Annotated in this window: 26 protein-coding genes and 2 pseudogenes; 21 read left to right on the top strand and 7 right to left on the bottom strand. The window is 75.0% G+C overall.

Going from position 1 to position 25,062, the window contains the following annotated elements; all coding sequences use genetic code 11:
* Nucleotides 1-19 precede the first annotated feature (19 nt).
* Complete coding sequence (locus KBX06_RS04090) at nt 20-1,807, top strand: NAD-binding protein (protein WP_210832764.1); 1,788 nt, start codon at nt 20-22, stop codon at nt 1,805-1,807.
* A gap of 18 nt (nt 1,808-1,825) precedes the next feature.
* On the opposite strand, the gene KBX06_RS04085 is transcribed toward KBX06_RS04090, so the two are convergent.
* Both KBX06_RS04085 and KBX06_RS04080 read right to left on the bottom strand, forming a co-directional pair.
* Nucleotides 1,826-3,064: an APC family permease gene (locus KBX06_RS04085; RefSeq protein WP_210832763.1), complete on the bottom strand. Its 1,239-nt coding sequence runs from the start codon at nt 3,062-3,064 to the stop codon at nt 1,826-1,828.
* Between the two features lie 9 nt (nt 3,065-3,073).
* Nucleotides 3,074-3,841: a phosphatase PAP2 family protein gene (locus KBX06_RS04080; protein ID WP_307854410.1), complete on the bottom strand. Its 768-nt coding sequence runs from the start codon at nt 3,839-3,841 to the stop codon at nt 3,074-3,076.
* Nucleotides 3,842-3,953: 112 nt separating this feature from the next.
* Here KBX06_RS04080 and KBX06_RS04075 point away from each other — a divergent pair, with 112 nt between their 5' ends.
* Nucleotides 3,954-5,165 carry a DUF4032 domain-containing protein gene (locus KBX06_RS04075; protein WP_210832762.1) on the top strand — a complete coding sequence of 404 codons (1,212 nt, stop codon included), beginning with the start codon at nt 3,954-3,956 and terminating at the stop codon, nt 5,163-5,165.
* Between the two features lie 464 nt (nt 5,166-5,629).
* On the opposite strand, the gene nagA is transcribed toward KBX06_RS04075, so the two are convergent.
* The 3 genes from nagA to KBX06_RS04060 are packed head-to-tail and all read right to left on the bottom strand — an operon-like array spanning nt 5,630 to nt 8,585.
* The gene (gene nagA, locus KBX06_RS04070) at nt 5,630-6,739 is read right to left on the bottom strand and encodes an N-acetylglucosamine-6-phosphate deacetylase (RefSeq protein WP_210832761.1); all 1,110 of its coding nucleotides are present in this window, start codon (nt 6,737-6,739) and stop codon (nt 5,630-5,632) included.
* Nucleotides 6,739-7,659, bottom strand: coding sequence for an ROK family protein (locus tag KBX06_RS04065; protein ID WP_210832760.1), 921 nt, complete (start codon nt 7,657-7,659; stop codon nt 6,739-6,741). Before KBX06_RS04065 ends, nagA begins: the two co-directional genes overlap by 1 nt.
* The gene (locus tag KBX06_RS04060; RefSeq protein ID WP_210832759.1) at nt 7,656-8,585 is read right to left on the bottom strand and encodes an SIS domain-containing protein; all 930 of its coding nucleotides are present in this window, start codon (nt 8,583-8,585) and stop codon (nt 7,656-7,658) included. Before KBX06_RS04060 ends, KBX06_RS04065 begins: the two co-directional genes overlap by 4 nt.
* Before the next feature lie 194 nt (nt 8,586-8,779).
* On the opposite strand from KBX06_RS04060, the gene KBX06_RS04055 reads away from it, so the two are divergent.
* From KBX06_RS04055 to KBX06_RS03965, 19 genes and pseudogenes are all read left to right on the top strand, one after another.
* Nucleotides 8,780-9,565, top strand: a complete 786-nt coding sequence (locus tag KBX06_RS04055; protein WP_210832758.1) for a DeoR/GlpR family DNA-binding transcription regulator — start codon at nt 8,780-8,782, stop codon at nt 9,563-9,565.
* 152 nt (nt 9,566-9,717) lie between these two features.
* Nucleotides 9,718-10,728: an ATP-binding cassette domain-containing protein gene (locus tag KBX06_RS04050; protein WP_256442268.1), complete on the top strand. Its 1,011-nt coding sequence runs from the start codon at nt 9,718-9,720 to the stop codon at nt 10,726-10,728.
* Nucleotides 10,725-11,741 (top strand): ABC transporter permease subunit, encoded by a 1,017-nt coding sequence (locus tag KBX06_RS04045; RefSeq protein ID WP_210832756.1) that lies wholly within the window; start codon nt 10,725-10,727, stop codon nt 11,739-11,741. Before KBX06_RS04050 ends, KBX06_RS04045 begins: the two co-directional genes overlap by 4 nt.
* 235 nt (nt 11,742-11,976) lie before the next feature.
* A complete protein-coding gene (locus tag KBX06_RS04040) occupies nt 11,977-12,552 on the top strand; it encodes a DUF3263 domain-containing protein (protein ID WP_247685003.1) in 576 nt (191 codons plus the stop codon).
* A 300-nt stretch (nt 12,553-12,852) separates the two neighbouring features.
* Entirely contained in the window at nt 12,853-13,599 is a 747-nt protein-coding gene (locus tag KBX06_RS04035) for a hypothetical protein (RefSeq protein ID WP_210832755.1), read from the top strand.
* Nucleotides 13,596-13,988, top strand: coding sequence for a phage holin family protein (locus KBX06_RS04030; RefSeq protein ID WP_210832754.1), 393 nt, complete (start codon nt 13,596-13,598; stop codon nt 13,986-13,988). Before KBX06_RS04035 ends, KBX06_RS04030 begins: the two co-directional genes overlap by 4 nt.
* Nucleotides 13,989-14,010: 22 nt before the next feature.
* The gene (locus tag KBX06_RS04025; protein WP_210832753.1) at nt 14,011-14,760 is read left to right on the top strand and encodes a DUF3618 domain-containing protein; all 750 of its coding nucleotides are present in this window, start codon (nt 14,011-14,013) and stop codon (nt 14,758-14,760) included.
* Nucleotides 14,729-15,625, top strand: coding sequence for a hypothetical protein (locus KBX06_RS04020; protein ID WP_210832752.1), 897 nt, complete (start codon nt 14,729-14,731; stop codon nt 15,623-15,625). The genes KBX06_RS04025 and KBX06_RS04020 overlap by 32 nt, the downstream gene beginning before the upstream one ends.
* Nucleotides 15,626-15,772: 147 nt before the next feature.
* Complete coding sequence (locus KBX06_RS04015) at nt 15,773-16,282, top strand: GNAT family N-acetyltransferase (RefSeq protein WP_210832751.1); 510 nt, start codon at nt 15,773-15,775, stop codon at nt 16,280-16,282.
* Nucleotides 16,283-16,557: 275 nt separating this feature from the next.
* Nucleotides 16,558-17,091, top strand: a complete 534-nt coding sequence (locus KBX06_RS04010; RefSeq protein WP_210832750.1) for a hypothetical protein — start codon at nt 16,558-16,560, stop codon at nt 17,089-17,091.
* 2 nt (nt 17,092-17,093) lie between these two features.
* Nucleotides 17,094-18,269, top strand: a complete 1,176-nt coding sequence (locus KBX06_RS04005) for an SRPBCC family protein (RefSeq protein WP_210832749.1) — start codon at nt 17,094-17,096, stop codon at nt 18,267-18,269.
* Between the two features lie 62 nt (nt 18,270-18,331).
* A pseudogene (gene gvpJ / locus KBX06_RS28655) lies at nt 18,332-18,481 on the top strand (gas vesicle protein GvpJ); the annotation flags it as partial.
* Between the two features lie 302 nt (nt 18,482-18,783).
* The gene (locus tag KBX06_RS03995; RefSeq protein WP_210832747.1) at nt 18,784-19,539 is read left to right on the top strand and encodes a GvpL/GvpF family gas vesicle protein; all 756 of its coding nucleotides are present in this window, start codon (nt 18,784-18,786) and stop codon (nt 19,537-19,539) included.
* A 3-nt stretch (nt 19,540-19,542) separates the two neighbouring features.
* A complete protein-coding gene (locus tag KBX06_RS03990; protein WP_210832746.1) occupies nt 19,543-19,848 on the top strand; it encodes a gas vesicle protein GvpG in 306 nt (101 codons plus the stop codon).
* Complete coding sequence (locus KBX06_RS03985) at nt 19,802-20,149, top strand: gas vesicle protein (RefSeq protein WP_210832745.1); 348 nt, start codon at nt 19,802-19,804, stop codon at nt 20,147-20,149. The genes KBX06_RS03990 and KBX06_RS03985 overlap by 47 nt, the downstream gene beginning before the upstream one ends.
* A gap of 46 nt (nt 20,150-20,195) precedes the next feature.
* Nucleotides 20,196-20,348, top strand: a pseudogene (gvpJ, locus tag KBX06_RS28650) (gas vesicle protein GvpJ); the annotation flags it as partial.
* Nucleotides 20,349-20,502: 154 nt separating this feature from the next.
* The gene (locus KBX06_RS03975; RefSeq protein ID WP_210832744.1) at nt 20,503-21,342 is read left to right on the top strand and encodes a GvpL/GvpF family gas vesicle protein; all 840 of its coding nucleotides are present in this window, start codon (nt 20,503-20,505) and stop codon (nt 21,340-21,342) included.
* 19 nt (nt 21,343-21,361) lie between these two features.
* Complete coding sequence (locus KBX06_RS03970) at nt 21,362-21,616, top strand: gas vesicle protein (protein ID WP_247685001.1); 255 nt, start codon at nt 21,362-21,364, stop codon at nt 21,614-21,616.
* Complete coding sequence (locus KBX06_RS03965) at nt 21,613-22,122, top strand: gas vesicle protein K (RefSeq protein WP_210832742.1); 510 nt, start codon at nt 21,613-21,615, stop codon at nt 22,120-22,122. The genes KBX06_RS03970 and KBX06_RS03965 overlap by 4 nt, the downstream gene beginning before the upstream one ends.
* A gap of 34 nt (nt 22,123-22,156) precedes the next feature.
* Here the strand turns inward: KBX06_RS03965 and KBX06_RS03960 are convergent, their stop codons facing one another.
* Nucleotides 22,157-24,457, bottom strand: coding sequence for an AAA family ATPase (locus tag KBX06_RS03960; protein WP_210832741.1), 2,301 nt, complete (start codon nt 24,455-24,457; stop codon nt 22,157-22,159).
* A 22-nt stretch (nt 24,458-24,479) separates the two neighbouring features.
* A complete protein-coding gene (locus KBX06_RS03955; RefSeq protein WP_210832740.1) occupies nt 24,480-25,028 on the bottom strand; it encodes a hypothetical protein in 549 nt (182 codons plus the stop codon).
* Nucleotides 25,029-25,062 lie beyond the last annotated feature (34 nt).

Below are 25,062 nucleotides of genomic sequence, written 5' to 3'. Positions count from 1 at the left end.
GCGCGACGGGCTGACTACGATGCGGCACATGGCGGAGCCCCTGCTGGATCGTGCGCGGCGTGCCGGCCGGCGGCTCAGGGTCAACGGCGACGCCCCGGCACACTACGTGATCTGTGGCCGCGACGCCCTGGCCTACTGGGTGGTGCGGGCGCTGCTCGCCACCGAGTTCCAGGCCGGCCGCGTCCGCATCACTCTGGTCGTGCCCGGACGGCCGAGCTCCGACGAGCCCGACGGGCGCGACCTGCAGGGTGTCGAGGTGGTCCGCGCCGACCGGCTGGACGAGGTCACCTTCCGCCGGGCGGGGCTGGCCGGCGCCGACGGGCTGGCCCTGCTGCACCAGGACGACGTCGGCAACATGCACGCCGCGCTCTGCGCGCAGGAGGTCGAGCCCGGGTTGCGCCTGGTGGTGCGGATGTTCAACACCAACCTCGCCAACGGGGTGCGGCAGATCTTCCCCGACTCGGCGGTGCTCTCCGACGCCTCCATGGCCGCCCCCGCCTTCGTGGCCGCCGCGCTGGGCGAGGTCGCCCCCACCCACTTCCGGCACGGCGGGCGCACCCTCCACGTGGCCCGCCGCGACGACGTACGCCCGACCGACGTGGTCTGCGGGGTGGCCGACACCCGCGACCCGCAGCAGGTCCGGTTGCTCCCCGCCGACGAGCGCGCGGCCGACCTGGTGATCGCCGAGGCGACCGGGACACCGCCCGGTACGGAGCTGGCCGCCCGCCGGTTGAGGCGCGCCCGCCGGCGCCGCCGCCCCCTGACCGTGCTGCTGCGCGCCGTACGCAGCTTCGCCACCCGCAAGATCGGCGTCGCGGTGATCGTGCTGCTGGCGGTGATCGGGGTGCTCGGCTGGCTCAACGGCCGCGCCACGGACGCCAACTGGGCCGATTCGCTCTACCTGACGCTCGTGACGACGCTGAGCGGGCAGGACCCGGAACCGAACAAGCCGGCCGCCGAGCAGATCATGCAGGTGGTGCTCAACCTGGCCGGGCTGGCGTTGATCCCGCTGATCACCGCCGTGGTGGTCGACGGCATCGTCAACGCCCGGCTGGCCCTGCACTCGGGCCGCATCCAGCCCGAGCGCGCCGGGCACGTGGTGGTGGTCGGGCTGGGCAACGTCGGCACCCGGGTGATGGCCCAGCTCTGCGACTTCGGCGTCGAGGTGGTGGCCATCGACAAGCTGCCCGAGCCACGCGGTGGGGCGCTGGCCCGGCGGCTGGGCGTACCGCTGATCGTGGGCGACGCCGCGCTGGAGGAGACCCTCCAGTCGGCGTCCGTGGGCGGCTGCCAGGCACTGGTGGTGGTCTCCACCGACGACGAGACCAACCTCCAGGCGGCGCTCAACGGCCGGGCCGTCAACCCGGAACTCCAGGTGGTGCTGCGCCTCTTCGACGGCCACTTCGCCGAACGCGTCCAGCAGGCGTTCGGCATCGGCGTCTCGCGCAGCGTGTCCTACCTCGCCGCGCCGTCGTTCGCCGCCGCGCTGCTGGACCGGGCGGTGATCGCCACCATCCCGGTCGGCCGGCACGCGCTGCTGGTCACCGAGGTCAGCGTCGCCGCCGGATCGTCGCTGGACGGCCGGCCGCTCGCCGTCGTCGGGCGGGCCGAGAGCGTACGCCTGCTGGCGCACGCCCGGGCCGGCCAGCGCCTCGACTGGGCGCCCGACGCGCGCCTGGTGATCGTGGCGGGCGACCGGCTGACGGTGGTGGCCCGCCGGGCCGGCCTGAACGCACTGCTCCGCGAGGCCGCGCCACCCCCGCCGGAGGACCCGGTCGCGCCCACACCCCGGCAACCGGAGCAGTGACGGGTCGGGCCGGCCGGGTCAGGCCCGGCGGGGGCGCAGGGCGTACCAGAGGGCGCCGGCGGCGAGCACGGCGGCGCCGGCGAGCACGCTGGCCGGCGGCAGGTTGACCGCGAGCAGCAGGCAGCCGACCAGCCCCAGCACGGCCAGCCCCCGCACCGGCAGCCGCCGGCCCGGATCGCGGCCCAGCGTCAGCGCGGCGGCGTTGGTGATCGCGTAGTAGACCAGCACCGTGCAGCTGGAGAAGCCGATGGCGTCGCGGACGTCGCCCAGCAGCACGATCGCCACCACCACGGCGGCCACCGCCAGTTCCGCCCGGTGCGGCACCCGGTGCACCGGGTGGACGGCGGCGAGCGTCCCCGGCAGGTCGCGGTGGCGGGCCATCGCGAGCGCGGTGCGCCCCACCCCGGCGAGCAGGGAGAGCAGCACCCCGGTCACCGCCACGGTCGCCCCGGCCCGCACGAGCCACGCCAGCCCGGGCAGCCCGGCGGCCGTCACCACGTCGGCCAGGGGCGCGGTGGATGCGGCCAGCCGGTCGGCCCCGAGCACGCCGACCGTCACCACGGCCAGCACCAGGTAGACCGCCAGCACCACGCCGAGCGCCAGCGGGACGGCCCGGGGGATGGTCCGCTCCGGCTCGCGCACCTCCTCGCCGAGGGTGGCGATGCGGGCGTACCCGGCGAAGGCGAAGAAGAGCAGCCCGGCGGCGGTGAGCACACCCCGCCCGCCGCCGCCGAGGTCGCCGAGCCGGTCGAGCGCGACGTCGCCGCCGACCGCGCCGGCCACCGCGACCAGGGTCAGCACCGCCAGCACCACGCCGACCAGCACCTTCGTCGCGGTCGCGGTCTTGCCGATGCCGCGCAGGTTCACGGCGGTCACCGCCAGCACCGCGCCGACGGCGACGAGCCGCGCCTGCCCCGGCCAGAGGTACGCCCCGATGGTCAGCGCCATCGCCGCGCAGCTCGCCGTCTTGCCGACGACGAAACCCCAGCCGGCCAGGAACCCGGCGAACGGGCCGAGCCGCTGCCGCCCGTACACGTAGGTGCCGCCGGACTCCGGGTAGCGGGCCGCGAGCCGGGCCGAGCTGGTGGCGTTGCAGAAGGCGATGAGACCGGCCAGTACGAGGGCCGCCAGCAGCCCGGCCCCGCCGGCCGCCGCGGCGGCCGGCGCGAAGACCACGAAGACGCCCGCGCCGAGCATCGACCCCAGACCGATGACCACCGCGTCCTTCGCGCCGAGCCGGCGCGCCAGTTGATCCACGGCGAGACCCTAGGGGGCGCGGGTGAACGGACGGTGCCAGTCCCGCGGCGCCCCCGGCAGCGGCAGGTCGTCCCACGGCACCCGGTGCAGCAACCGGTCGAGCAGGAGCCCGAGCAGCAGCCCGGCGACCGAGTCGGTCAGCCAGTGCCAGCCCAGGTAGGTGGTGGTGCAGAGCACCACGAGCGGCGGCACCACCCGGACCACGGCGACCAGTCGGGGCGGCACGCTGCGGCCGTACGTGCGCAGCAGCGGGGCGAGCAGCAGCGCGATGACGCCGTACCAGACGATCGCGTTGGCGACGTGGCCGGAGGGGTAGGACTGGGCGAACCGCAGCGGCAGCTCGTCCTGGAACAGCGGGAGGGTCCGCTCGGCGGGCAGGAAGGGGTCCTTGATGCTCGCGCTGGGCGCGGGCCGGGCGGTCCACACCTTGAGCGGGCCGATCGTGAGGAAGGTGAGGGCGAAGGCGAGCACGGGCGGCAGCACCGGTCGTACGGATCCCAGCCGCACCGCGAGCAGCACCGCGAGCCCCAGGGCGATCAGCGTCAACGGGGTGCCCTGACCGAGGTAGTTGAGGATCACCGCCGTCCAGTGCGCGGCCGTCGGTCGGTGCGCCTGCGACCAGTCGGCGACCGCCCGGTCGATCCCGAAGAGCCTCTCGTTGGCGAGGGCCACGGTCATCCCGACCAGCGCGGTGAGCAGCAGCGCGTCGAACCACCAGCCGGCCGGCCGGACCGGCCGGAGCTGGACCTTTCCCCGTACCGTCGTGGTCTCGCGCACCCCGTCACGCTACCGGCCCCTGCCGGCGTCGGCACCGGACGGGCCGGGGGCGCCTGTGTGCCGAGCCACGAAGGGAGGCGCTCGGCGGGGGGAACCCGTCAGACTTGTGCCCGTGCGGATCACCTCGGCCCTCGTGGACCCGGCGCTGCTCGACCTCCCCTGGTCGACTCCGTTGGAGGAGTGGCCTGCGCAACACCTGGTGGCGTTGCCGCAGGGCATCTCCCGGCACATCGTCCGCTTCGTCCGGCTGGGTGAGTACGTCTACGCGTTCAAGGAGACCCGCGAGCGGATCGCCGAGCGGGAGTACGACCTGCTCCGCGCCCTGGAGCGGATCGACTTCCCGTCGGTCGAGGCGGTGGCGATCGTCGCCGACCGGCAGACGGACGACGGGGAACCCCTCGAGTCGGTGCTGATCACCCGGCACCTGCAGTTCTCCCTGCCCTACCGGGCGCTCTTCTCGCACACCCTGCGCCCGGAGACGATGGGCCGACTGCTCGACGCGCTCGCCGCCCTGATCGTCCGGATGCATCTGACCGGCTTCTTCTGGGGCGACTGCTCGCTGTCGAACACCCTGTTCCGCCGGGACGCCGGGGCGTTCGCCGCCTACCTCGTGGACGCCGAGACCGGGGCGCTGCACCAGTCGCTGTCCAGCGGGCAGCGCGGCGAGGACCTGGAGATCGCCCGGGTCAACATCTTCGGCGAGGCGCTCGACCTCCAGGCCGCCGGACTGCTGCACGAGTCGATCGACCCGGAGGTCGTCTGCGAGGAGGTCGTGCAGCGCTACGAGCGGCTGTGGCACGAGATCACCTACGAGCAGCAGGTCGAGCGGGAGGCCCGGCACGACATCGAAGGGCGGATCCGCCGCCTCAACGAGCTGGGCTTCGACGTCGCCGAGGTGGCCATGTCCACGATCGACAACGGGCGGTACCTGATCCGGCCGAAGGTGGTCGACGCGGGCTACCACACCCGGCGGCTGCTGCGCCTGACCGGCCTGGACGCCGAGGAGAACCAGGCCCGGCAACTGCTGAACGACCTCGACGCCTACCGTGCCGAGAGCTACCTGACCGACGAGCAGCAGGCCGCGCACCGCTGGCTGACCGAGGTCTTCGAGCCGGTGGTCCGGGCCGTGCCGGCGCACCTGCGCCGCAAGCTGGAGCCGCAGGAGCTCTTCGCGCAGATCATCGAGCACAAGTGGCTGCTCTCCGAGCGGGCCGGCCGGGACGTCGGGATGGCCCCGGCCGTGCAGTCGTTCCTCTCCGACGTGCTGGTGCACCGCCCGGACGAGCAGGCGGTACTCGGCGTCGAGGTCCCCACCACCGGCTGAACCCAGCCGTGCTCGGCGCCGTCCCGGCGCTGTGGATGGCACCATGACCGATCACGCCGAGGCCTGGTGTGGCCGGCCCGGTGTGGTCGTCCCGGTCCGGCCGGGCGCGGTCGAGCGGCCGGTTCAGCGTGGCGGTACACCGGGGCGCATCGATTCCGGCCGGGGCGAGGGTTCGCGGCCCGGGCACTGTCGAGCTGCCCCTGTGTGTGGGGCAGACCCGGCGGCGTCCTCCGCTCCGTCACCACGACCAGCACCAGTCGCCGCAACCATCACTGGACCGGGACGGCGGTGGCGGCGTGGTCTCACCGGTGGGGCAGCTCGACAGCGCCGAGGTGGCACACCGGCGGGCAGCTCGACAGCCTCGGCGACGGTGGTCGCCCGGCTGCCCGACTGCCCGGCAATGGACGTTGCCGCCGGGCTGCCAGCTTTCCCCGCCGCCGCGATCGCCGCCGCCGCGATCGGCGTCACTCCACCCAGGAGCCGCCGCGCATCACCCGGACCACGTTCAGGTCGTCGTCGAGCACCACCAGGTCGGCTCGGAGCCCGACCTGGAGCGCGCCCAACTGGTCGCCGAGGCCGATCGCGCGGGCCGGGGTGGTGGACGCCATCCGGACGGCGTCCGCGATCGGGATTCCGGCGGCCACCGCGTGCCGCAGCGCGGCGTCCATGGTCAGGGTGCTGCCCGCGATCGCGCCGTCGCGGGCCAGCCGGGCCACGCCGTCCGCCACCGTGACCGTCTGGCCGCCGAGGTCGTACTCGCCGTCGGCCATGCCCGCGGCGGCCATCGCGTCGGTGATCAGGGCGGCCCGCTCGGGGCCCGCCGTCGACGTGACGAAGCCCAGCGTCCCGTCGTGCAGGTGCACACCGTCGGCGACCAGCTCGCAGACCACGCTCGGGGCGTCCAGCAGGGCCACCACGGGACCGGGCTCGCGGTGGTGCACCGGCCGCATCCCGTTGAACAGGTGGGTGCCGACGCTCGCGCCCGCCGCGACGGCGGCGCGGGTCTCGTCGTACGTGGCGTCGGTGTGGCCGACGGCGGCGACCACCCGGTGCGCGGTGAGCAGCTTGACCGCCTCAAGGGCGCCGTCCCGTTCCGGGGCGAGGGTGACCATCCGGACGGCCCCGTCGCCCAGCTCGATCAGCTCGGCCAGCTCGTCGGTGGACGGGTCGCGCAGGTACTCGGGGTTCTGCGCGCCGCAGCGGGCGGAGGAGAGATACGGCCCCTCGAAGTGGATCCCGGCCAGCACCCCCTCGGCGACCAGCGGGGCGAACGCCTCGGTGGCCGAACGCATGAGCACGAAGGGTGAGCTGACGAGGCTGGCCAGCAGCGTGGTGGTGCCGTGCCGCAGGTGGAAGTCGGCGGCCTGCCGGGCCTGCCCGGCGTCGCCCGTGGTGAAGGTGTGTCCGCCGCCGCCGTGCGTGTGCATGTCGACGAAGCCGGGCACGATCCAGTGCCCGTCGCGCACGGACGGGTACTCGGCGACTGCCCTGATCCGACCCTCGTCCACCTCCACGCAGCCCTGCCGGATCACGCCCGTCGGGGTCACCACCTTGCCGTTCACCCGGTTGGCCATCACTTCTCCAGACTGTCGAGGGCGAGCAGGGCGGCGCCGAGGCAGCCGGCCCCGTCGCCGAGGGCCGCCGCGACCAGGCGCGGCTCCCGGTGGAAGGTCATCCGTTCGTGCAGCGCGGCCCGGAGCGGGTCGAGCAGGCGCGCGCCGGCGCGTGCGAGCCCGCCGCCGAGCACGACGGTCGCCACGTCGTAGAGGGCCTGACCGGTGGCGAGGCCGTCGGCGAGTGCCTCGACGGCCTCCCGCCAGACGTCCGCCGCCAGCGGCTCGCCGGCCGCCGCCCGGTCGGCGACCTCGGCGGCGGTCGCCGGCACGCCCGCCAGCGCCGAGTAGCGCCGACCGATGGCGGACGCGGAGGCGACCGCCTCCAGACAGCCGGGACGCCCGCAGCCGCAGCGCGGCCCGCCGGGGCGTACCAGGATGTGGCCGATCTCGCCCGCGGCGCCGTGCGCGCCGGTGGCGGCCGTGCCGTCGACCACGTGGGCGGCGGCGATCCCGGTTCCGATCGCGACGAAGAGGACGTGCCCGGCGTCGCGCCCCGCGCCGAGCCGGGCCTCGGCCAGGCCGCCGGCGCGCACGTCGTGGCCGAGCGCCGTGGGCAGCCCGAGCCGCTCGTGGGCGAGATCCCGCAGCGGTACGTCCCGGAAGCCCACGTTCGCCGACCAGACGGCGATCCCGCGCGCCTCGTCGATCACCCCGGGCACCGCGATGCCGACCGCGACCGGGTCGTGCCCGTCGGCGCGGGCCCGGTTGGCGAGCCCCTCGGCGACCCCCAGGACGGTCTCCACCACGGCGTCCGGGCCGCGCCCGGCTTCGGTGGGGTGCCGCTCGGTGCGCAGCACGGCGCCGTCCGGCCGGACCAGGGCGCACTTCATCCCGGTGCCGCCGACGTCGAGGGCGACGACGACGTCGGGCGACCTCACGCGAGGACCACGGAGCGGGTCAGGTGCCGGGGCGCGTCGGGGTCGAGGCCCCGGCTGGTGGCGAGCGCGACGGCGAACCGCTGCGCCAGGATCAGGTCGGCCATCGGGTCGACGGGCGTACGGCCGGCGGCCCAACTGCCCAGCACCGTGCGGCAGCCGTGGGTGCGGCTGTGCACGAACGCCGCTCCGGTCGCCGCGACGTCGGCCGGCAGCCCGTCGGGCAGCTCGCCGAACGCCCAGACCAGCCGGCCCGGGGCGGCGATCGAGATGGGCCCGTGCCGGTAGTCCATCGCCGGGTACGCCTCGGCCCAGAAGGTCGCCGCCTCGCGGCACTTCAGGGCCGCCTCCTGGGCCAGCCCGACCGTCCACCCGCGACCGAGGAAGGTGGCCTGCTCGATGCTGGTCGGGTCGATCGGCAGCGGGGCGCGTACGGCCACCTCCGCGTCGGCGGCGAGCGCGTCGATGTTGTCGCCGAGGTGGGCGCGGAGCAGGGCCAGCGCGGTGGTCGCGAAGCGGGTCTGCACCACCGAGCGCTCGTCGGCGAAGGGCATGGTGACCGCCGCGTCGGCCAGCGCGACGGCGGGGGAGTCGGGGTCGCCGACCAGGACGGTGGTCGGCACCTGCCCGCGCAGGGCGGCGATCAGCTCGGTGACCTCGGTGGTGGTGCCGGAGCGGGTGATCGCCACGAGCCGGTCGTAGCGCCGGCCGGTCGGGAACTCGGAGGCCTGGAAGGCGTCGGTCTCGCCCTGGCCGAGGTGCTCGCGGCGGGCCGCGTACGCCATCGCCATGAACCACGACGTGCCACAGCCCACGACGGCGACCCGCTCCCCGGGGCGGGGGAGGTGGTTCGTCGCGGTGGCGGCGAGTCGCGCCGCCTCCCGCCAGCAGTCGGGCTGGCTCGCGATCTCGGCGTCGACGTACGACATGAGAACTCCTACGCAGGGGAGCGGTGCGCAATACGGCTCGTTAAAGCCGCCTTTCGCGCGTTATTCTGCGCGAAAGCGGCTGGCTGTGGCAACCGGCTCCGGCATCGCGCAAGCCGGAGTTTTGCGCCCTCGTAGTTTCGCGCACTACTGTGCACGCAATCAATCACCGACCGTGCAGTAACTGGAGGGTTCGGGTGGACCGGTACGCCAGATGGAACGCCCTGCTCGAGATGCTGACCGACAACGGCCGGGTCAGCGTCGAGGAGGCCGCCGAGCGGCTGGACGTCTCCCAGGCCACCATCCGGCGTGACTTCGACCAGCTCGCCCAGCAGCAGATGATCACCCGGACCCGGGGCGGCGCGGTCGCCAACGGCGTCTCGTACGACCTGCCGCTGCGCTACAAGACCGCCAAGCACTCGGCGGAGAAGCAGCGGATCGGCGCGGCCGCCGCGGCGCTGGTCTCGCCGGGCACCGTGGTGGGCCTCAACGGCGGCACGACCAGCACGGAGGTGGCCCGGGCCCTCGCCGTCCGGCCCGACCTGAACACCAGCGCCGAGGGCGCCCAGCTCACCGTGGTCACCAACGCGCTGAACATCGCCAACGAGCTGCTGGTGCGCTCCCGGATGAAGGTCGTGGTGGCCGGCGGTGTGGTCCGTCCGAAGTCGTTCGAGCTGGTCGGCCCGCTGGGCGGGGCGCTGCTGCGCGAGGTCACCCTGGACGTCGCCCTGCTCGGCGTGGACGCGATCGACCCGCAGCTCGGCGCCGCCGCCCACCACGAGGGCGAGGCGGCGATGAACAACCTGATGGTGGCGCGGGCCAAGCGGGTCGTCATCATCGCCGACTCCTCCAAGCTGGGCGGTCACGCCTTCGCCCGGATCTGCCCGGTGGACCGGGTGGAGACCCTGGTCACCGACTCGGGCGCCAACCCGGAGGTGGTGGAGGCGTTCCGCACCGCCGGAGTCACGGTCATCTGCGCCTGAGGTGAAAGGAAGGGCCCCCCGCTAACGCCTGGTGCATAGGAAGGGCCCCTTCCTTGCACCTCGTCGGCGCGTCGGATGCCTGCCGGGCATCGCGGGCGGCTGCATACCGCGTATGGTGTCGGCTGTCGTACACCCATCGGGGGAGGTGCAGCTTGCCGGCTGTCCTGGAGATCGAAGGTCTCCGCAAGACGTACAGGAGCCGTCGGCGCGGTACCCGCCACGCGCTCGACGGTTTCGACATGCGGGTCGACGAAGGGCAGGTGCACGGCTTCCTCGGTCCGAACGGATCGGGCAAGACCACCACACTGCGTACGCTGCTCGGCCTCATCCGGCCCGACGGCGGCCGGATGACGATCCTCGGCCACGAGGTGCCGGCGGCGCTGCCCGCCGTCGCCGGACAGGTCGGCGCGATCGTGGAGAGCCCGCAGTTCTTCCCGCACTTCAGCGCGCGCGAGACCCTGTCCCTGCTCGCCGGCGCGGGTGAGGTGCCGCAACACCGCGTCGACGAGGTGCTGGAGCTGGTCGGGCTGCGCGACCGGGCCGGCGAGCGGGTCAAGACCTACTCGCTGGGCATGAAGCAGCGGCTCGCCGTCGCCTCGGCCCTGCTGAAGAACCCGAAGCTGCTGATCCTCGACGAGCCGGCCAACGGCCTCGACCCGGGCGGCATCCGGGAGATGCGTACCCTGACGCGCAGCCTCGCCGAGTCGGGGATGACCGTGGTGTTGTCCAGCCACATCCTCGGCGAGATCCAGCTGATCTGCGACTCGGTCACCATCATCTCGCTCGGCCGCCGGGTGGCCTTCGGGCCGGTCGAGCAGGTGCTCGCCCAGCACTCCTCGGCAGCGGTGCGGGTACGGCTGGAGGCGGTCACCGACCTGCCGGTCGCCGCCGAGGCGCTGACCCGCGCCGGGATCCGGGTGACGGGCCAGGCCGACCACCTGATGCTCGCCGGGGTCGACAAGCCGGCCACGGTGACCCGGCTCCTCGCCGAGCAGGGCCTCTACGTGAGTGAACTCGCCCCGGTCGCGGTCGATCTGGAGAGCGTCTTCCTCGAACTGACCGCCACCGCGCCGGTCCCCGGCCAGCACCGGCAGGTCGACCAGTCCACGAAGGTCGGTGGAGCGGGGCAGCCCGGTACCGCCGGAGGAGGGTGGGGCGCGTGAGCCTCTACCGTACGGAGCTGCGCCGGCTCGCCAAGCGGCGCTTCACCCGCTGGATGAGCCTGCTCGGCCTGCTGGTGCTCGCGCTGGTGGTGATCGGCGTCTTCTTCACCAACGAGAAGATCGACGCCGCCGCGCTGGCCAAGGCCGAGCGCGCCGCCGAACAGCAGTGGCAGCGGGACGTCCGCCACAACGCGCAGTACCGCGCGGAGTGCGACGAGGCGAAGGCCGCCGGGACGGCCCAGGCCCAGGACTTTCCGCAGGACTGCGCGTCCATCCAGCCGCCGCCCCGGGAGGCGATCGCGACGCGGTGGTTCCTGCCGTCGACCTTCGACTTCCGGCAGAACTTCGGCGACACGCTGCTGCCGCTCACGGCGATCCTGGCGCTGGTCGGGTTCGTGGTCGGCGCGTCCTTCGTCGGGGCCGAGTGGAACACCGGCGGGATGATGAACCTGTTGCTGTGGCGACCCAGGCGGCTGACCGTACTGCTGACGAAGCTGGCGGCGCTGCTCACCGGGCTGGTCGCACTGGCGGTGCCCACGACGCTGCTCTGGTTCGGCAGCTTCTGGCTGGTCGCCGTCTTCCGTGGCAGCACGGCGAAGATGACCTCCGGGGCGTGGCAGTCGTTTGCCCTGACCGGGCTGCGCGGGCTGGTGCTCGCCCTGGTCACCGCGACCATCGGCTTCGCACTGGCCTCGCTGGGGCGGCACACCGCGATGGCCCTGGGCGGAGTGATCGCCCTGATGGTCGTCGGCCAGTTCGGCCTCGGCATCCTGCTGGCGATGGCCGGCGTGCGCTTCGCCGAGGCGTGGCTGCTGCCCACCTACGCCGTGGCGTGGATGCGGAAGAAGGTGACCCTGGAGGACTGGAACACCTGCCAGGCGACCTACTTCGGTGAGTGCAAACCGGACACGCTGGAGATCACCTGGCAGCAGTCCTCGGTGCTGATGGTGGTCGGGTTCGTGGTGATCCTCGGCGCGGCCCTCTGGGCGATGCGACGGCGCGACATCTCCTGACCGTGGGCGGGTGCGACCGGCGGCTCTCCCCGGCCCCGGTCGCACCGCTCCCGCCTCCGGGCGGGCGGACACGCGATGGACCGGAGCGGTCACGTTGCGGCACCGTCGTCCGATGCGAACCGGGTCGGCCCTGGTTAGGCTGGTGTCCCCCCGTCGGTCGGCGTCGTGGCGTGCCGCCCGCGCCCGCCCGGGACGCCGATCCGCCCGGAGCAGGACCAGCCCCACGAGGAGCGCCATGCAGCCCGCCGACGCCGCCCCGGCCGCCACCGAGCCGCCCGCGACGGAAGGGCCCGGCGAGACGGTCGAGGCGGGCGAGGCGGTAGCCACCGGCGGGGCGCCCGAAGCCGGGACCGTCGTCCCCCAGCCGCGCGGCGGCCCGGCCGCCGCCCCGGCCGTTCCGCAGCCCCGCTCGGCCGTGGAGTCGGACGCCGCCGTGGCGACGCCCCGCGACACCGACGTTCCGCCCGGCGGCGCCGGCCGCGACACCGACGTTCCGCCCGGCGGCGCCGGCCGCGACACCGACGTTCCGCCCGGCGGCGCCGGCCGCGACACGGGGGCCCCGGCGGATGCCCGGCCCGAGAGCGGCCTGACCGAGCGGGAACGGCGCATCCTCGCCTTCGAACGACAGTGGTGGCGGCACGCCGGCGCCAAGGAACAGGCCGTCCGGGACACCTTCGGCCTCTCGGCCACCCGCTACTACCAGCTGCTCAACGGGCTGCTCGACAACCCGGCGGCCCTCGCCGCCGAGCCGGTGCTCGTCGGGCGGCTACGTCGGTTGCGTTCCTCCCGGGCCCGTAATCGCCGCCGCTGACCGCTGTCGCGCCCCGTGACCGGTCCCGGCCCCTGCCCCGGCTGGCGGTCCGGTGCCGTCGGCCGGACAGGGGCCGGACCGGGGCTCCGGCCGGACAGGGGCCGGGACCGGGGCTCCGGCCGGCGGTCCGGTGCCGTCGGCGTGGTACCGCGCCCGACCCGTCCACCGTCGGGCCCCCGCCGCCGGACGGAATGTCGGCGGTCCGCGCGGGTACGCGGGTGTCGTTCCGGGCCGCGTCTCGCGGCCGGTTCACGTTCCGGGCCGTGAACTGCGGCCCGGGGCCGACGGAGGGAGCGGGCGATGACGCAGATGAACCCGAGCCGGCCACCGGACGGTGCGACCGGCACCGCACAGCAGGCCCGGCAGGAGGCGTCCCGGGTCGGGCACCAGGCGGCCCAGGCCGGTGGACAGGTCGCGCACAACGCCGCCGAAAAGGGCGGACAGGTCGCGCACACCGCCGCCGAACAGGGCGGCCAGGTGGCGTCTGAGGCCCGGCGGCAGGCGCGCAACCTGACCGGCGAGGCCGGCACGCAGCTGCGCGACCAGGCCCGGGCGCAGCAGCACCGGGCCGCCGACGGGCTGCGCGGCATCGGGCGTGAGCTCGGCTCGATGGCCCAGCGGAGCGAGGACTCCGGGATGGCCGGTCAGGCGGTCCGCCGGATGGCCGACGCCGCCGAGCAGGCGGCCGGCTGGCTCGACGAACGCGAACCCGCAGCGGTGCTCGGCGAGGTGCGGTCGTACGCGCGCCAGCACCCGGGCACCTTCCTGGCCGGAGCGGCCCTGGCCGGCATGCTGGTCGGGCGGCTCACCCGGAACCTGACCGCCTCGGGCAACGGGGCGCGGGGCGCGAGCCAGCCGTCGACCCCGCCGTCCGTCACGCCCGCCGGGCCGGGTGCCGCGCCCATGCCGGCCGGCCCCCAGCCGTACGAACGGACGGTCGAGGCGCCGTACGTGGCCGAGGAGGCCTACACCGGGACGGCCCGGGTGCGCAACGCCTCCCCGCCCGGTCGGCAGGGGCCGGACATCCCGGGCGGGGTGGCGCCGTGAGCGCCCCCGAGAAGGAGCGGACGCAGTCGGTCGGCGATCTGCTGGGCGACGTGACCCGCGACTTCTCCACGCTGGTCCGCAAGGAGGTCGAACTGGCCAAGGCGGAGCTGCGCGCGGAGGCGGGTCAGGCCGGCAAGGTCGGCGGCATGTTCGGCGGGGCGGCGCTGGCCGGTTTCCTGACGGTGCTGTTCGTGTCGTACGCGCTGTGGTGGGGGCTGTCCAACGTGATGGACCAGGGCTGGGCGGCGCTGATCGTGGCCGTCATCTGGGCCGCCGTCACGGGTGTCCTGCTCGGTCGCGCGCGCAAGGAGAAGGCACAGATCAGCTCGGTGCTGCCGCGGACGAGACAGACCGCCGGGGAGATACCGGACGCGATGCGAGGCCGGTGAACCAGCCGGGAGGGAGCAGATCATGTCCAACGATCCGGACCGGATCCGGTGGGAGATCGAGAACACCCGGAACGAACTGAGCAGCGACGTCGACGCGCTGGCCGACAAGGTCAATCCGCGGCGGATCGCCGGTGAGCGCGTCGGGCAGGCCCGTGGCGCGCTCACCCGGGTCAGGGAGAAGGTGATGGGCGTGCAGTCGGACGGGCACGGTGCCGCGCAGCGGATGTCGCACACGGCAGGCCAGCGGATGTCGCACGCGGCCGATTCGGCGCGCGGGCTCGGGGAGCAGTCCCGGGAGCAGATGTCGCACGCGGCCGATTCGGCGCGGGAGTTCGGCGAGCACTCCCGCGAGCAGATGTCGGAGATGGCCGGGTCGGTGCGGGAGGAGGCCCGCTCGCTCGGGCAGCAGACCCGCCAGCAGGCGCAGGGCAATCCCCTCGCGGCCGGCCTGATCGCCTTCGGCGCCGGGCTGTTGCTCTCGTCGCTGATTCCGGCGAGCCGCCCCGAACGGCAGTGGGCGGGGCAGGCCAAGGACATGGTGAGCCAGCACTCCGATCAACTGCGTGCGCAGGCCGGACAGCTGCGGGAGCAGGCCAGCCAGGTCGGGCACGAGATGCGCGACAACCTGCGCGAGCCGGCACAGCAGGCAGCCGAGTCGGTGCGCTCCACCGCCGCCGGGGGAGCGTCGGCCGTGCGGGAGCAGGGCCGGTCGGCCGCCCACCAGATGCAGGGGCAGGCGCATGAGACCGCCGACGACCTCCGTCGCCGCTGAGGCGACCCGGGTGGTCGGGGCGGCGCGGACGATGCGGGTACGCTCCGCGTCCGCGCCGCCGCCCGGCCGGTCGGTCAACGAGGACCTGGTGTTCCGGTTGGGGCCAATGACCGGCGTGCTGGACGGCGCCAGCGTGCCGGAGGGCTTCGACACGGGCTGCGCGCACGGCACCGCCTGGTACGTCCGGCACCTCGCGGCCCGGCTCGGGCTGGCGGAGGCGGTCCGCCCGACGGCGACGCTGATGAGCAACCTGGCGGCGGCGATCCTCGCCGTGCGGGCCGACCACGGCGGGGAGTGCGACCTGGACCACCCGGGCACCCCGTCGAGCACGGTCTGCCTGCTGCGCGACGGCGGTGACCACGTCGACTACCTGGTGCTCTGCGACAGTCCGCTGGTGCTCGACGCCGGTGGTCGGGTGAGCGTGGTCACCGACGACCGACTGGACGCCGGGACGGCGGAGCTGCGGGCCATGGTGGCGGCCCTGCCGGGTGACGTCGACCGGGTCACCCGGCTCCGGCGGGCGGTCGACATGCAGCGGGCCCGGATGAACCGCACGCACGGTTACTGGGTGGCCGCCGCCGACCCGGACGCCGCGTTCCACGCCGTGACGGGGACCCTGCCGCTGCGGGGGGCGGGCGCGGTACGGCGGGCGGTGCTGCTCAGCGACGGGGCGTCGGCCCTGGTGGAGCAGTTCGGCCTGCTCGACTGGGCGGGGCTGCTGGAGGTGGCGACCGCGGCGGGGCCGGGCGCACTGGTCGACCGGGTACGCGCGGCGGAGCGCGACCACCCGGACCGGTTGCGCCGGCACAAGGCTGCCGACGACGCCTCGGTGGTCCTGTGCGAGTTCGACACCGGCCAGCCGTGACTTGCGGCTCGCGGGCCGCTGGGGGCGCTCGACAGCGGAGCGTGAGGCGAAACACGTAGCCACCGACCGGCCGGTACTTTCCGCCGGACCGCCAGTCGAGGCCCGATGGGGTGGACGTGGGCCGGTGAGGGCGGCAGACTGCGGCACGTGGCGGGAACGGTGCGGTTGGATCCGGTGGACGAGCAGAACCTGGAGCCATTGCTCTCCGTAGCGGCTGCGGAGGCGGAGCCGCTCGACGTGATGCCGCCGGTGGAGGCACCGGCGGGGTGGTCGCACGCCCGACGGGAGGCGTTCCGCGAGTTCCACCGGGCCAGCTTCGCGGGTCTGGACGGTCCGACCGGCACCCGCATGTACGCGATCCTGGCCGGCGGCGAGGTGGTCGGCATGATCCGGATGAGCCGCCGCGACGAGCCGGGCGCCGTCGAGACCGGGATGTGGCTCGGCCGCTCCGCCCGGGGCCAGGGGATCGGCGCGGCCGCCCTGCGCGAGTTGTTGCAAGAGGCGGCGGCGGCCGGCATGCGCCTGGTCGTCGCGGAGACCACGGCCGACAATCTCGGCGCCGTGTCCGTACTGGAGAAGTGCGGCGCGAAATTGCGCACAGACGGCAAGAAGGTGCTCGCCGAAATCTGTCTCGATTCGGCGCTGCCGCCCGTTTGACGGGCATTCCGCAACTCTGAACGCTCTGCCGTTCTTCCTGCTCCGTGGTGCCTCATCGTCCTTTTCTTGCGTTCCGCGAGGTGTTTGCTCGAAGCGCCGTCGACTCGCGTCGGGAAAGCGCGGCGGTGTTTTACCGAGGGGACAACGGGTACTGCCGGCCGGGTCCGATCGGACGGGACACCCGATGTGCGGTCCGGTGCGTGCTGATCCCCGGCGGCCATTTCCTCGACCATTGCCGTCAGGTGTCCGGCGCTTCGGGGAGCGAAGGAGAACTGATGAAGAGCGGAGCACGAATCGGGCTCGCGGTCGGCTTCGGCTACCTGCTCGGCCGGCGGCGCAAGCTACGTACCGCCCTCACCCTGGCAGCCGCGGTCGCGGCCGGCCGGGCCAGCCGGGAGCCCGGCGGACTGCTGAAGGCAGGCGGCAACCTGCTCCAGTCGTCCACCCACCTGAGTGACATCGGTCGCCTCGGCGCCCCCCTCGCCGCCGCGTCGAAGGCGGCCGCGACCGCCGCCGCCGGCAGCGGGATCGACGCCATCAGCGGCAAGCTGCGCGGCTCGGCCGACGCGCTGCGCCGCAAGGGCGGCGCCGGCACGCCCGACGGCGGTTCGGGCGACGGCGACCGGCCGGGCCGGGACGCCGAGGGCGGGCAGGGCGACGGCGGCGACGCGGCCGGGCGGTCCGACGCCGAGGGCGGGCAGGGCGACGGCGGGGACGTGGCCGGGCGGTCCGACGCCGAGGGCGGGCAGGGCGACGGCGGGGACGTGGCCGGGCGGTCCCCCGCCGACACCGGGCGGCGGGGGCGGTGACCGTGGCGGACACGACGAACCCCGGCGGACTCGGGAACAAGCTCCGGGGTCAACTCGCCGGCGAGGCGCGGAACCTGGCCAACGCCATCGGCGAACGCGCGGTGCAGGCCGTGACCGAGCGGATCACGGGCGCGACGGGCCGGCTCAGCGAATACGCGAAGCAGGGCGGCGGTCCCGGCCTGATCGCCGCCGCCACCGGGGCGCAGAAGCTCGCCGAGGGCGGCTCACCGGTCAAGGCGATGGTCCAGGCCGGGTTCGCCGGCGGTAAGGAGAAGGTCATGGCGGCTCTCGGCAAGGGCGGCAAGGGTGGCAAGGGCGGCGGCAAGAAGCTCAAGGTCACCAATATCGTCGAGGCGATCGAGGTCGGCGTGCCGGTCCGGGTCGCGTACGACCAGTGGACCCAGTTCGGCGACTTCCCGAGCTTCATGAAGAAGGTCGAGAACGTCGACACCGAGTCGGACGAGAAGCTGACCTGGAAGGCACAGGTCTTCTGGTCGCACCGCACCTGGGAGTCCACCATCGTGCGGCAGATCCCGGACAAGCTGATCCACTGGCGGTCCAAGGGCGAGAAGGGCTCCGTCGACGGCACCGTCAGCTTCCACGAGTTGTCGCCCGATTTGACCCGGATCCTGGTGGTGCTGGAGTACCACCCGCAGGGTCTCTTCGAGCACACCGGCAACCTGTGGCGGGCCCAGGGCCGCCGGGTCCGGCTGGAGCTGAAGCACTTCGTCCGCCACGTGATGACCGAGACCGTCCTCGACCCGGACGCGGTGCAGGGCTGGCGCGGCGAGATCGAGGACTCGCAGGTGGTCCGGGACCACGAGACCGCGCTGCGCGAGGAGCAGGAGGAACGGCAACGGCGCGAGGAGGAGCCGCGCGAGGAACGTGGTCACCGCCGGCCGCCGCAGCGCCGCCGCCCGGCGGAGGAGGAGTACGAGGACGAGTACGACGAGGGCGACTACGACGAGTACGAGGAGGAGCCGGAGGAGGAGCAGCCCCCGCCGCGTCGCCGTGCCCCGGAGCGGGCCCGCCGCCCGCAGCCGAGGGAGGAGCCCCGCCCCCGGGACGAGCCCCGCCGCCGCGAGGAGCCCCGCCCTCGCGAGGAGCCCCGCGCCCGCCGTTCCCCGGAGGCGCCCCGCCGACCCGTGGTCCGCCGTCGACGGGAGGAACGCGAGTGACGGTCTCGACGAACCAGGGTCCGCCCGGTGGCGCCCTCGACCGCGGGGGAGCCGGCTCGAGCCTGGCCGACGTCGTGGAGACCGTGCTGGACAAGGGTGTGGTGATCGACGCCCAGGTGTCGGTGAACGTGGTCGGCATCCAGCTGTTGGAGATCAACGCCAGGATCACCGTCGCGAGCATCGAGACGTACCTGCGCTTCGCGCAGGCGGTGGACCGGTTCGACATCACCCCGGAGCACCAGGCGGGCCTGCCCGACCTGGTCGGCGGCGTCGCCGGGGCGCTCGACGAGGGCGGTGCGGTCTCCGGGGTCGGCGGGACCGTGGGCGCGCTCGGTGGCGCGGTCCGGGACGTCGTCGGCGGTCTCGGCCCCGGCGACCAGGACCGGGACCAACACCAGGACCGGGACCAACACCGGGACCGGGACCAACACCGGGACCGGGACCGACACCGGGACCGGGACCGACACCGGGACCGGGACCGACCCCGGCGGCGCCGGGACGAGGAGCGGTGAGCATGGCGCAGGAGACCGGACTGTTCATCTACGGCATCGTGCCCTCGGATGTGGAGCCGACCCCGGACGCCGCCGGGGTCGGCGACCCGCCCGGCGAGGTGTCGGCGATCCGGCACGGTGAGCTGGCCGCGCTGGTCAGCGAGGTGAGCCTGACCGAGCCGATCGGCCGGCCGGCGGATCTGAGCGCGTACCAGGAACTGGTGGACGGCACGGCGGCGGTGGCGCCGGTGCTGCCGGTGCGCTTCGGCACGGTCGTCACCGGACCCGACGCGGTCGCCGACCTGCTGGACGCGCACCACGACCGGTTCGCCGCCGCCCTCGACGAGTTCGAGGGCCGGATCCAGTACACCGTGCACGGCCGTTACGACGAGGCGAAGCTGATCGGGGCGGTGCTGGCGGGCGACCCGGCCGCCGCCGAGCTGGCGGAGCAGGTGCGCGGGCACGAGGAGGCGGCCACCCGAGCGCAGCGGATCCGCCTCGGCGAGATCATCAGCCAGGCGGTGGAGCTGCGCCGCGAGGCGGAGAACCGGCAACTGGTCGACGCGCTCGGGCCGCTCGTCGTGGCGAGCGCACCCCGGGCGCCGAGCAACGAAATGGACGCGGCGAACGCCGCCTTCCTGGTCGACCAGGACCGGGAGGACGAGTTCGTCGCGGCGGTCGAGGAGTACGCCGAGCAGCGCCGGGAGCTGATCCGCACGCGGCTGCTCGGCCCGCTCGCCCCGTACGACTTCGTCAGTGCCCACCAGCTGACGGGGTGACCGGTGGACATCCTGTGGACGCTGCTGACCCTGCCGTACGCGCCGGTGCGGGGGCTGACCGCGGTGGTGAAGGTGATCGCCCGGGAGGCGGAGTCGCGGCAGCACGACCCCGTCGACGTCCGGCGCGAGCTTGAGACGCTGGACGCGGCGGAGGCCGCGGGCGAGATCAGCGCGGCGGAACGGGACCGGGGGCAGCAGCAGGTGCTGGAGCGGCTGACCGGAGTGGCACGGGCGCCGCGCGGCGGCGAGGAAGGTGAGCGCGATGGTGGATCTGATCCGCGGCGACGGCGGCCGGGCGCGTCGGAGTGAGCCCGTCGACGACCGGTACGACGACGAGGAGGAGTACCTCGAACCGATCTCGGCCGCCGAGGCGGCGCGCGAGGGGCTGCGGCAGATCGTCGAGTTGACCGGCCGGGACCCGGTCGGCACCACCTCGCTCAAGTCGTCGCGGGACGGCTGGCTGATCGGGGTGGAGGTGGTCGAGGACCGGCGCATCCCGACCTCCACCGACCTGCTCGGCCTCTACGAGGTGGAACTGGACCTGGAGGGCGGCCTGCTCGGCTACCGGCGGGTGCGGCGCTACCAGCGCGGCAAGGGCGAGGTGGGTTGAGGTGACCACGCAGCCGCCACCGGTGGTGCAGAACTCCGGCCAGGTCCTGCCCGCCGGGCACGAGCCGGCCAACCTCGGCGACATCCTGGAACGCGTGCTCGACCGGGGCATAGTGATCGCCGGCGACATCCGCGTCAGCCTGCTCGACATCGAGCTGTTGACGCTCAAGCTGCGGCTGGTCATCGCCTCGGTCGACACGGCCCGACAGATCGGCATCGACTGGTGGGAGCACGACCCGTGGCTCAGCTCCCGGGCGAGGCCGCCGGTGGAGCCCGGCCCACGGGACCCGGAGCAGGTGGAGGCGGAACGCCGCCCCCGGGTCGCGCGCAGGGCCGCCCGCAGGGAGGAACGGGATGAGTTCGACGGCTGACGTCCTGCCCGCCACCGGGCCGGCCCGCCCCGGCTGCGGGGTGTGGCTGCACGGCGTGACGCGGGACGTCGATCCGGCCCTGCTCGCCACGACCCGAGGGATGGACGGCGCCGCGGTGCGCGCGGTGCGGGCCGCCGGCCTGGTCGCCGTCGTCAGCGCCGCGCCGCTGTGCGAGTACGGCGAGGAGGCGCTGCGCCGGAACCTCGAAGACCTGGCCTGGCTGGAGCGGGCGGCCCGGACGCACCACGCGGTGGTCGCGGCCCTGTCCCGTGCCGCCGCGGTGGTGCCCGCCCGGCTGGCCACCGTGCACCACGACGACACCCGGGTGGCGGGGCAGCTCACCGCCCGCCGGGTCGAGCTGACCGCCGTCCTGGACCGGCTCACCGGCCACGACGAGTGGGGCGTCAAGGGGTACGTCGTGCCGGGCGCGACGCCCCGTACGGCGGAGCCCGCCGGTTCGGGCGGCGCCGGGGCGGCGTACCTGCGGCGGCGTCGGGCCCAGCTCACCGCCCGCGACGAGGGGCAGCGGATCGCCGCCGACGCCGCCCTCTCCGTGCACGAGGCACTGGCCGGGCACGCGGTGGCCGCCCGGCGGCACCCACCGCAGGACCGCCGGCTCTCCGGCGCGTCCACCGCGATGGTGCTCAACGGGGCGTACCTGGTGGGGCAGGGGGCGGTCGCCGGATTCCGCCGACTGGTCGACTCGCTCGCCGGGCGGCACCCCGAGCTCCGGCTGGAGCTGACCGGCCCGTGGCCGCCGTACTCCTTCGCCGAGGAACGGCCCGCCGGGCCGGCGCTGGCCGTACGGGAGCCGGCGTGCTGACCGCCCGTAGGTGGGCGTGGTGACCACCTCGCTCGCGCCGAGCAGCGCCGACGATCCGCTGGCCTACCGGCCGGTGGCCCTGGTCGACCTGCTCGACCGGGTCCTCGCCACCGGCGTGGTGATCAGCGGCGACATCACCATCGCCATCGCCGAGGTCGACCTGGTCCGGATATCCCTGCGCGCACTGGTCGCCTCCGTCGGCGCGCTCGCCCCGCCGGAGCCACCCGACGCCGTCCCGGCCGACGTCCACCGGGCGCCGGAGATGCCGGCATGACCGCCCCCGGCGACCGCGCGGACGGCCCGGGCAGGCACGCGGACGACCCGGGTGGCGGGGCCGGGACAACGGGCGCGGACGGCCCGGGCAGGCCTGCGGGCGACCCGGGTGGCGGGGCCGGGACAACCGGCGTGGCCCGCGCGGGCGGCGGTGACACCCGCCGGGACGAGGCGGCCGAACTCGCCGCCGCGCTCGGTGACACCCGGTGGCAGCCGCCCCGGGTGACCCCGTTGGACCGCCGGCTGGCCGTCGACCGGGACTCCGTCGAGCGGGGGCTGGCCAGCCTCGTGCTGACGGTGATCGAGCTGCTGCGGCAGCTCATGGAGCGGCAGGCGCTGCGCCGGGTCGACCTCGGCGACCTCACCGAGGAGCAGGTCGAGCGGATCGGCACCACCCTGATGGCGCTGGAGGAGCAGATGACGGGGCTGCGCGAGTACTTCGGCCTCGCCCCCGAGGACCTGAACCTGGACCTCGGGCCCCTCGGCCCCCTCCTGCCGACCGACTGACGACGCCGAGCCGGGCCGCCCCGGAACAGCCGTGTCAGCCGGCCCGCTTCTCGGCGTACGCGGCGAGCCAGGCGACCTGGGTCGGATCCAGGGACGGGCGGACCCGGGCGCGGGCCGAGGCCACGTGCGCGGCGGTGACCGTGGACGCGGTCAGCGACTCCCGCATGGCGGCCAGCGCCGCCTCCCGTACCAGCGCGGCGCAGTCGGCCGCCGAGAAGCCGTCCAGCTCCCCGCCCAGCTCCGCGAGGTCCACCTCGGGTGCCAGCGGCACGTTGCGCGCCGAGGCGCGCAGGATCTCCGCCCGCGCCGGCCCGTCCGGTGGCGGCACGTAGACCAGCCGTTCCAGCCGTCCCGGGCGCAGCAGGGCCGGATCCACCAGGTCCGGGCGGTTCGTCGCGCCGACCACCACCACGTTGCGCAGCGTCTCCACCCCGTCCAGCTCGGTCAGCAGCGCGGCCACCACCCGGTCGGTGGTGCCGCCGTCGCTGGCCTGGCCGCGTACCGGGGCGAGTGCGTCCACCTCGTCCAGGAAGATCAGGGTGGGCGCGGCCTCCCGGGCCCGGCGGAACAGCTCGCGGACCGCGCGCTCGCTCTCGCCCACCCACTTCGACAGCAGCTCCGCGCCCTTCACCGAGAGCACGTTCGCCCGCCCCGAGCCGGCCAAAGCCGTGACCAGGTAGGTCTTGCCGCAGCCCGGCGGGCCGTAGAGGAGCACCCCGCGTGGCGGCTGCACGCCGAGCCGGGCGAAGGTGTCCGGGTAGGTCAGCGGCCAGAGCACCGACTCGGTCAGCGTCTCCTTGACCTCCGTCAGGTCGCCCACGTCGTCGAGCGTCACCGAGGCCAGCTCCAGGGTGGAGGCCGCCATGGTGGTGGGTCGGACCACCTCCAGCGCGGCGGTGAAGTCGGCCATCGCCACCGTCGGCGTCTCCGCCGACTTCTGCCGCAGCGCCGCGCGCACCCCGGCCTCGCGGACCAGCGCGGCCAGGTCGGCGGCGACGAAGCCGGGGGTACGCCCGGCGACCTCGTCGAGCCGTACGTCGTCGGCGAGCGGCACCTGCCGGGTCAGCACCGTCAACTGCTCCCGGCGCAGGGCCGCGTCCGGCAGCGGGACGCTGATCCGCAGGGAGAGCAGGTCGGGGGCGCGCAACGCGGGGTCGACGGCCTCGGGCCGGCCGGTGGTGCAGACGACCGCCACCCCCGCCCGGACGGACTCGGCGACCAGTTGCCGGAACACGGTCGCCACCGGGCCGGGCCCGTCGGCCGGGGCGAGCGCCTCCACGTCGGTCACCAGCAGCACCCCGGGGCCGTCGGCGCGCGCCTCGGCCGCGGCGGCGCGCAGCCGGTCGGCGGCTGCCTGGTTGGTCAGCGCGGCCACCTCGGGGGCCCAGAGCGGGCTGACCCGGGCCCCGACCCGGGCGGCCACGGCACGCACGAGCGCCGCCTTGCCGGAGCCGGCCGGCCCGGCGATCAGCACGCCCAGCGAGACGGTGGTGCCCAGCCGGCCGAGCACCTCCCGGTGGTGGAAGCCGAGATCGAGCAGCTCGGTGAGCTCCTCGGCCTGCGCCCGCAGCCCGGGCAGCTCGTCCACGGCGGGCGGCGCGTCGTCGTCGCTCCCGACGGTCCGTCCGGTGGCGTCCACGGCCGGGCCGCCGGCGCGTACGCCCGTGGCGCGCGTCGCGCCGGGGGCGGTCCCGCCCGTCGTCGGGCCGGCCGCGTCGACGCTCCGCGCGTGCCAGCCGGTGCCGGCGGAGCCGTGGGTCGTCTGGCCGTGCTCCCAGCCGACCACGGTGTCCATGGTGACCAGCGAGCCGGCGTCGGGGTCGGCGGCGACCACGGCGAGCAGGGTGCTGGTCCACGCGTACCCGACGCTGTTGGAGAGGCTGCGCCGGGCTGCCTCCACCAGGCTGCGCACCGAGGCGTCGGGCAGCACGTCCTGCGGCAGCAGCGACACGTCGTCGCCGGTCGTCACGACCTTGCCGAGCAGGGCCAGCCGGAGCATCTCGGGGGAGACCACGGCGGCGATCTGCGCCGGCCCGGCGAGGAGCACCCGGCGGGCCGGCGTGACGGGCAGGCTGCGCACCGTCACCTGGCCGCCGTCGCGGATCCCGAGGTTGCCCAGCATCAGGTCGTCGGCGTGGAGCAGCGCCGTGCTGGCGGTCGGCTCGGCCGCCGCGACGATGCCGGCGGTCACCCGCCGGCCCGCCAGCCGCACCGGGTCGCCGGGGCGCAGCGCCAGCGCGGTGAGCACCTCGGGGTGCAGCCGGACGACGCCACGCCGGGCGTCCAGGGCCGCCGGCCGCAGGCTCGCGGTCAGGGTCAGGTCGGGTTCCGCCACCGCCCGACCCTAGCCGCCGTGGTCACGCCGCGCCCGCCCCCGGCACGTTCCGTGGCCCGTGGGGGCCGTCACCGTCGTTGAGCAGGGAGGGGTCGCGGCGGATCAGTTCGGCCAGCCGCCCCGCCGGGTCGGGGGTCAGCCCTTCCCGGGCCGGCGCCCAGGCCGGCACCGTCTTGACCGACATCGGCCAGGCCGGCGGCGGCGCGGCGACCTCCGTGCCGACCGTGACGCCCACGTCGGTCCAGGCGACCCGCAGCGGGTACGCCTGCCCGTCGTGCTCCACCCGGAGGCTGACCGCCGTGCCGGGGTGACCGGCCACCACCCGGCGGACGGCCTCGGCGACCTCCGTGACGGGGTCGCGGGGTTCCGGACCCCGCCTCGTGTCCGCCCAGCCCGGTCCGGCGTTGCGCCCCTCGCCCCGGGCCTCGACGCGGCCCGGGTCGGAGCCGCCTCGCGCCTCCGTCGGGGCGGCGGCCTCCCCGCCCGCCGCCTCCGCGTCGGCGGCCCGTCGGCGCAGCGCCTCCTCGCGGCGGGCCATCCGGGCCAGTGTCTCGTCGAGTCCACCTCTCATCACGACCACCCCTTCTCGTGAAACGGGTCGAACC

Source organism: Micromonospora sp. C31, from assembly GCF_018070575.1.
In the GTDB taxonomy this organism is placed as follows: domain Bacteria; phylum Actinomycetota; class Actinomycetes; order Mycobacteriales; family Micromonosporaceae; genus Micromonospora.
The sequence above is the reverse complement of the archived record's forward strand: the minus strand, read 5'-3'. Positions and strand labels throughout refer to the sequence as shown.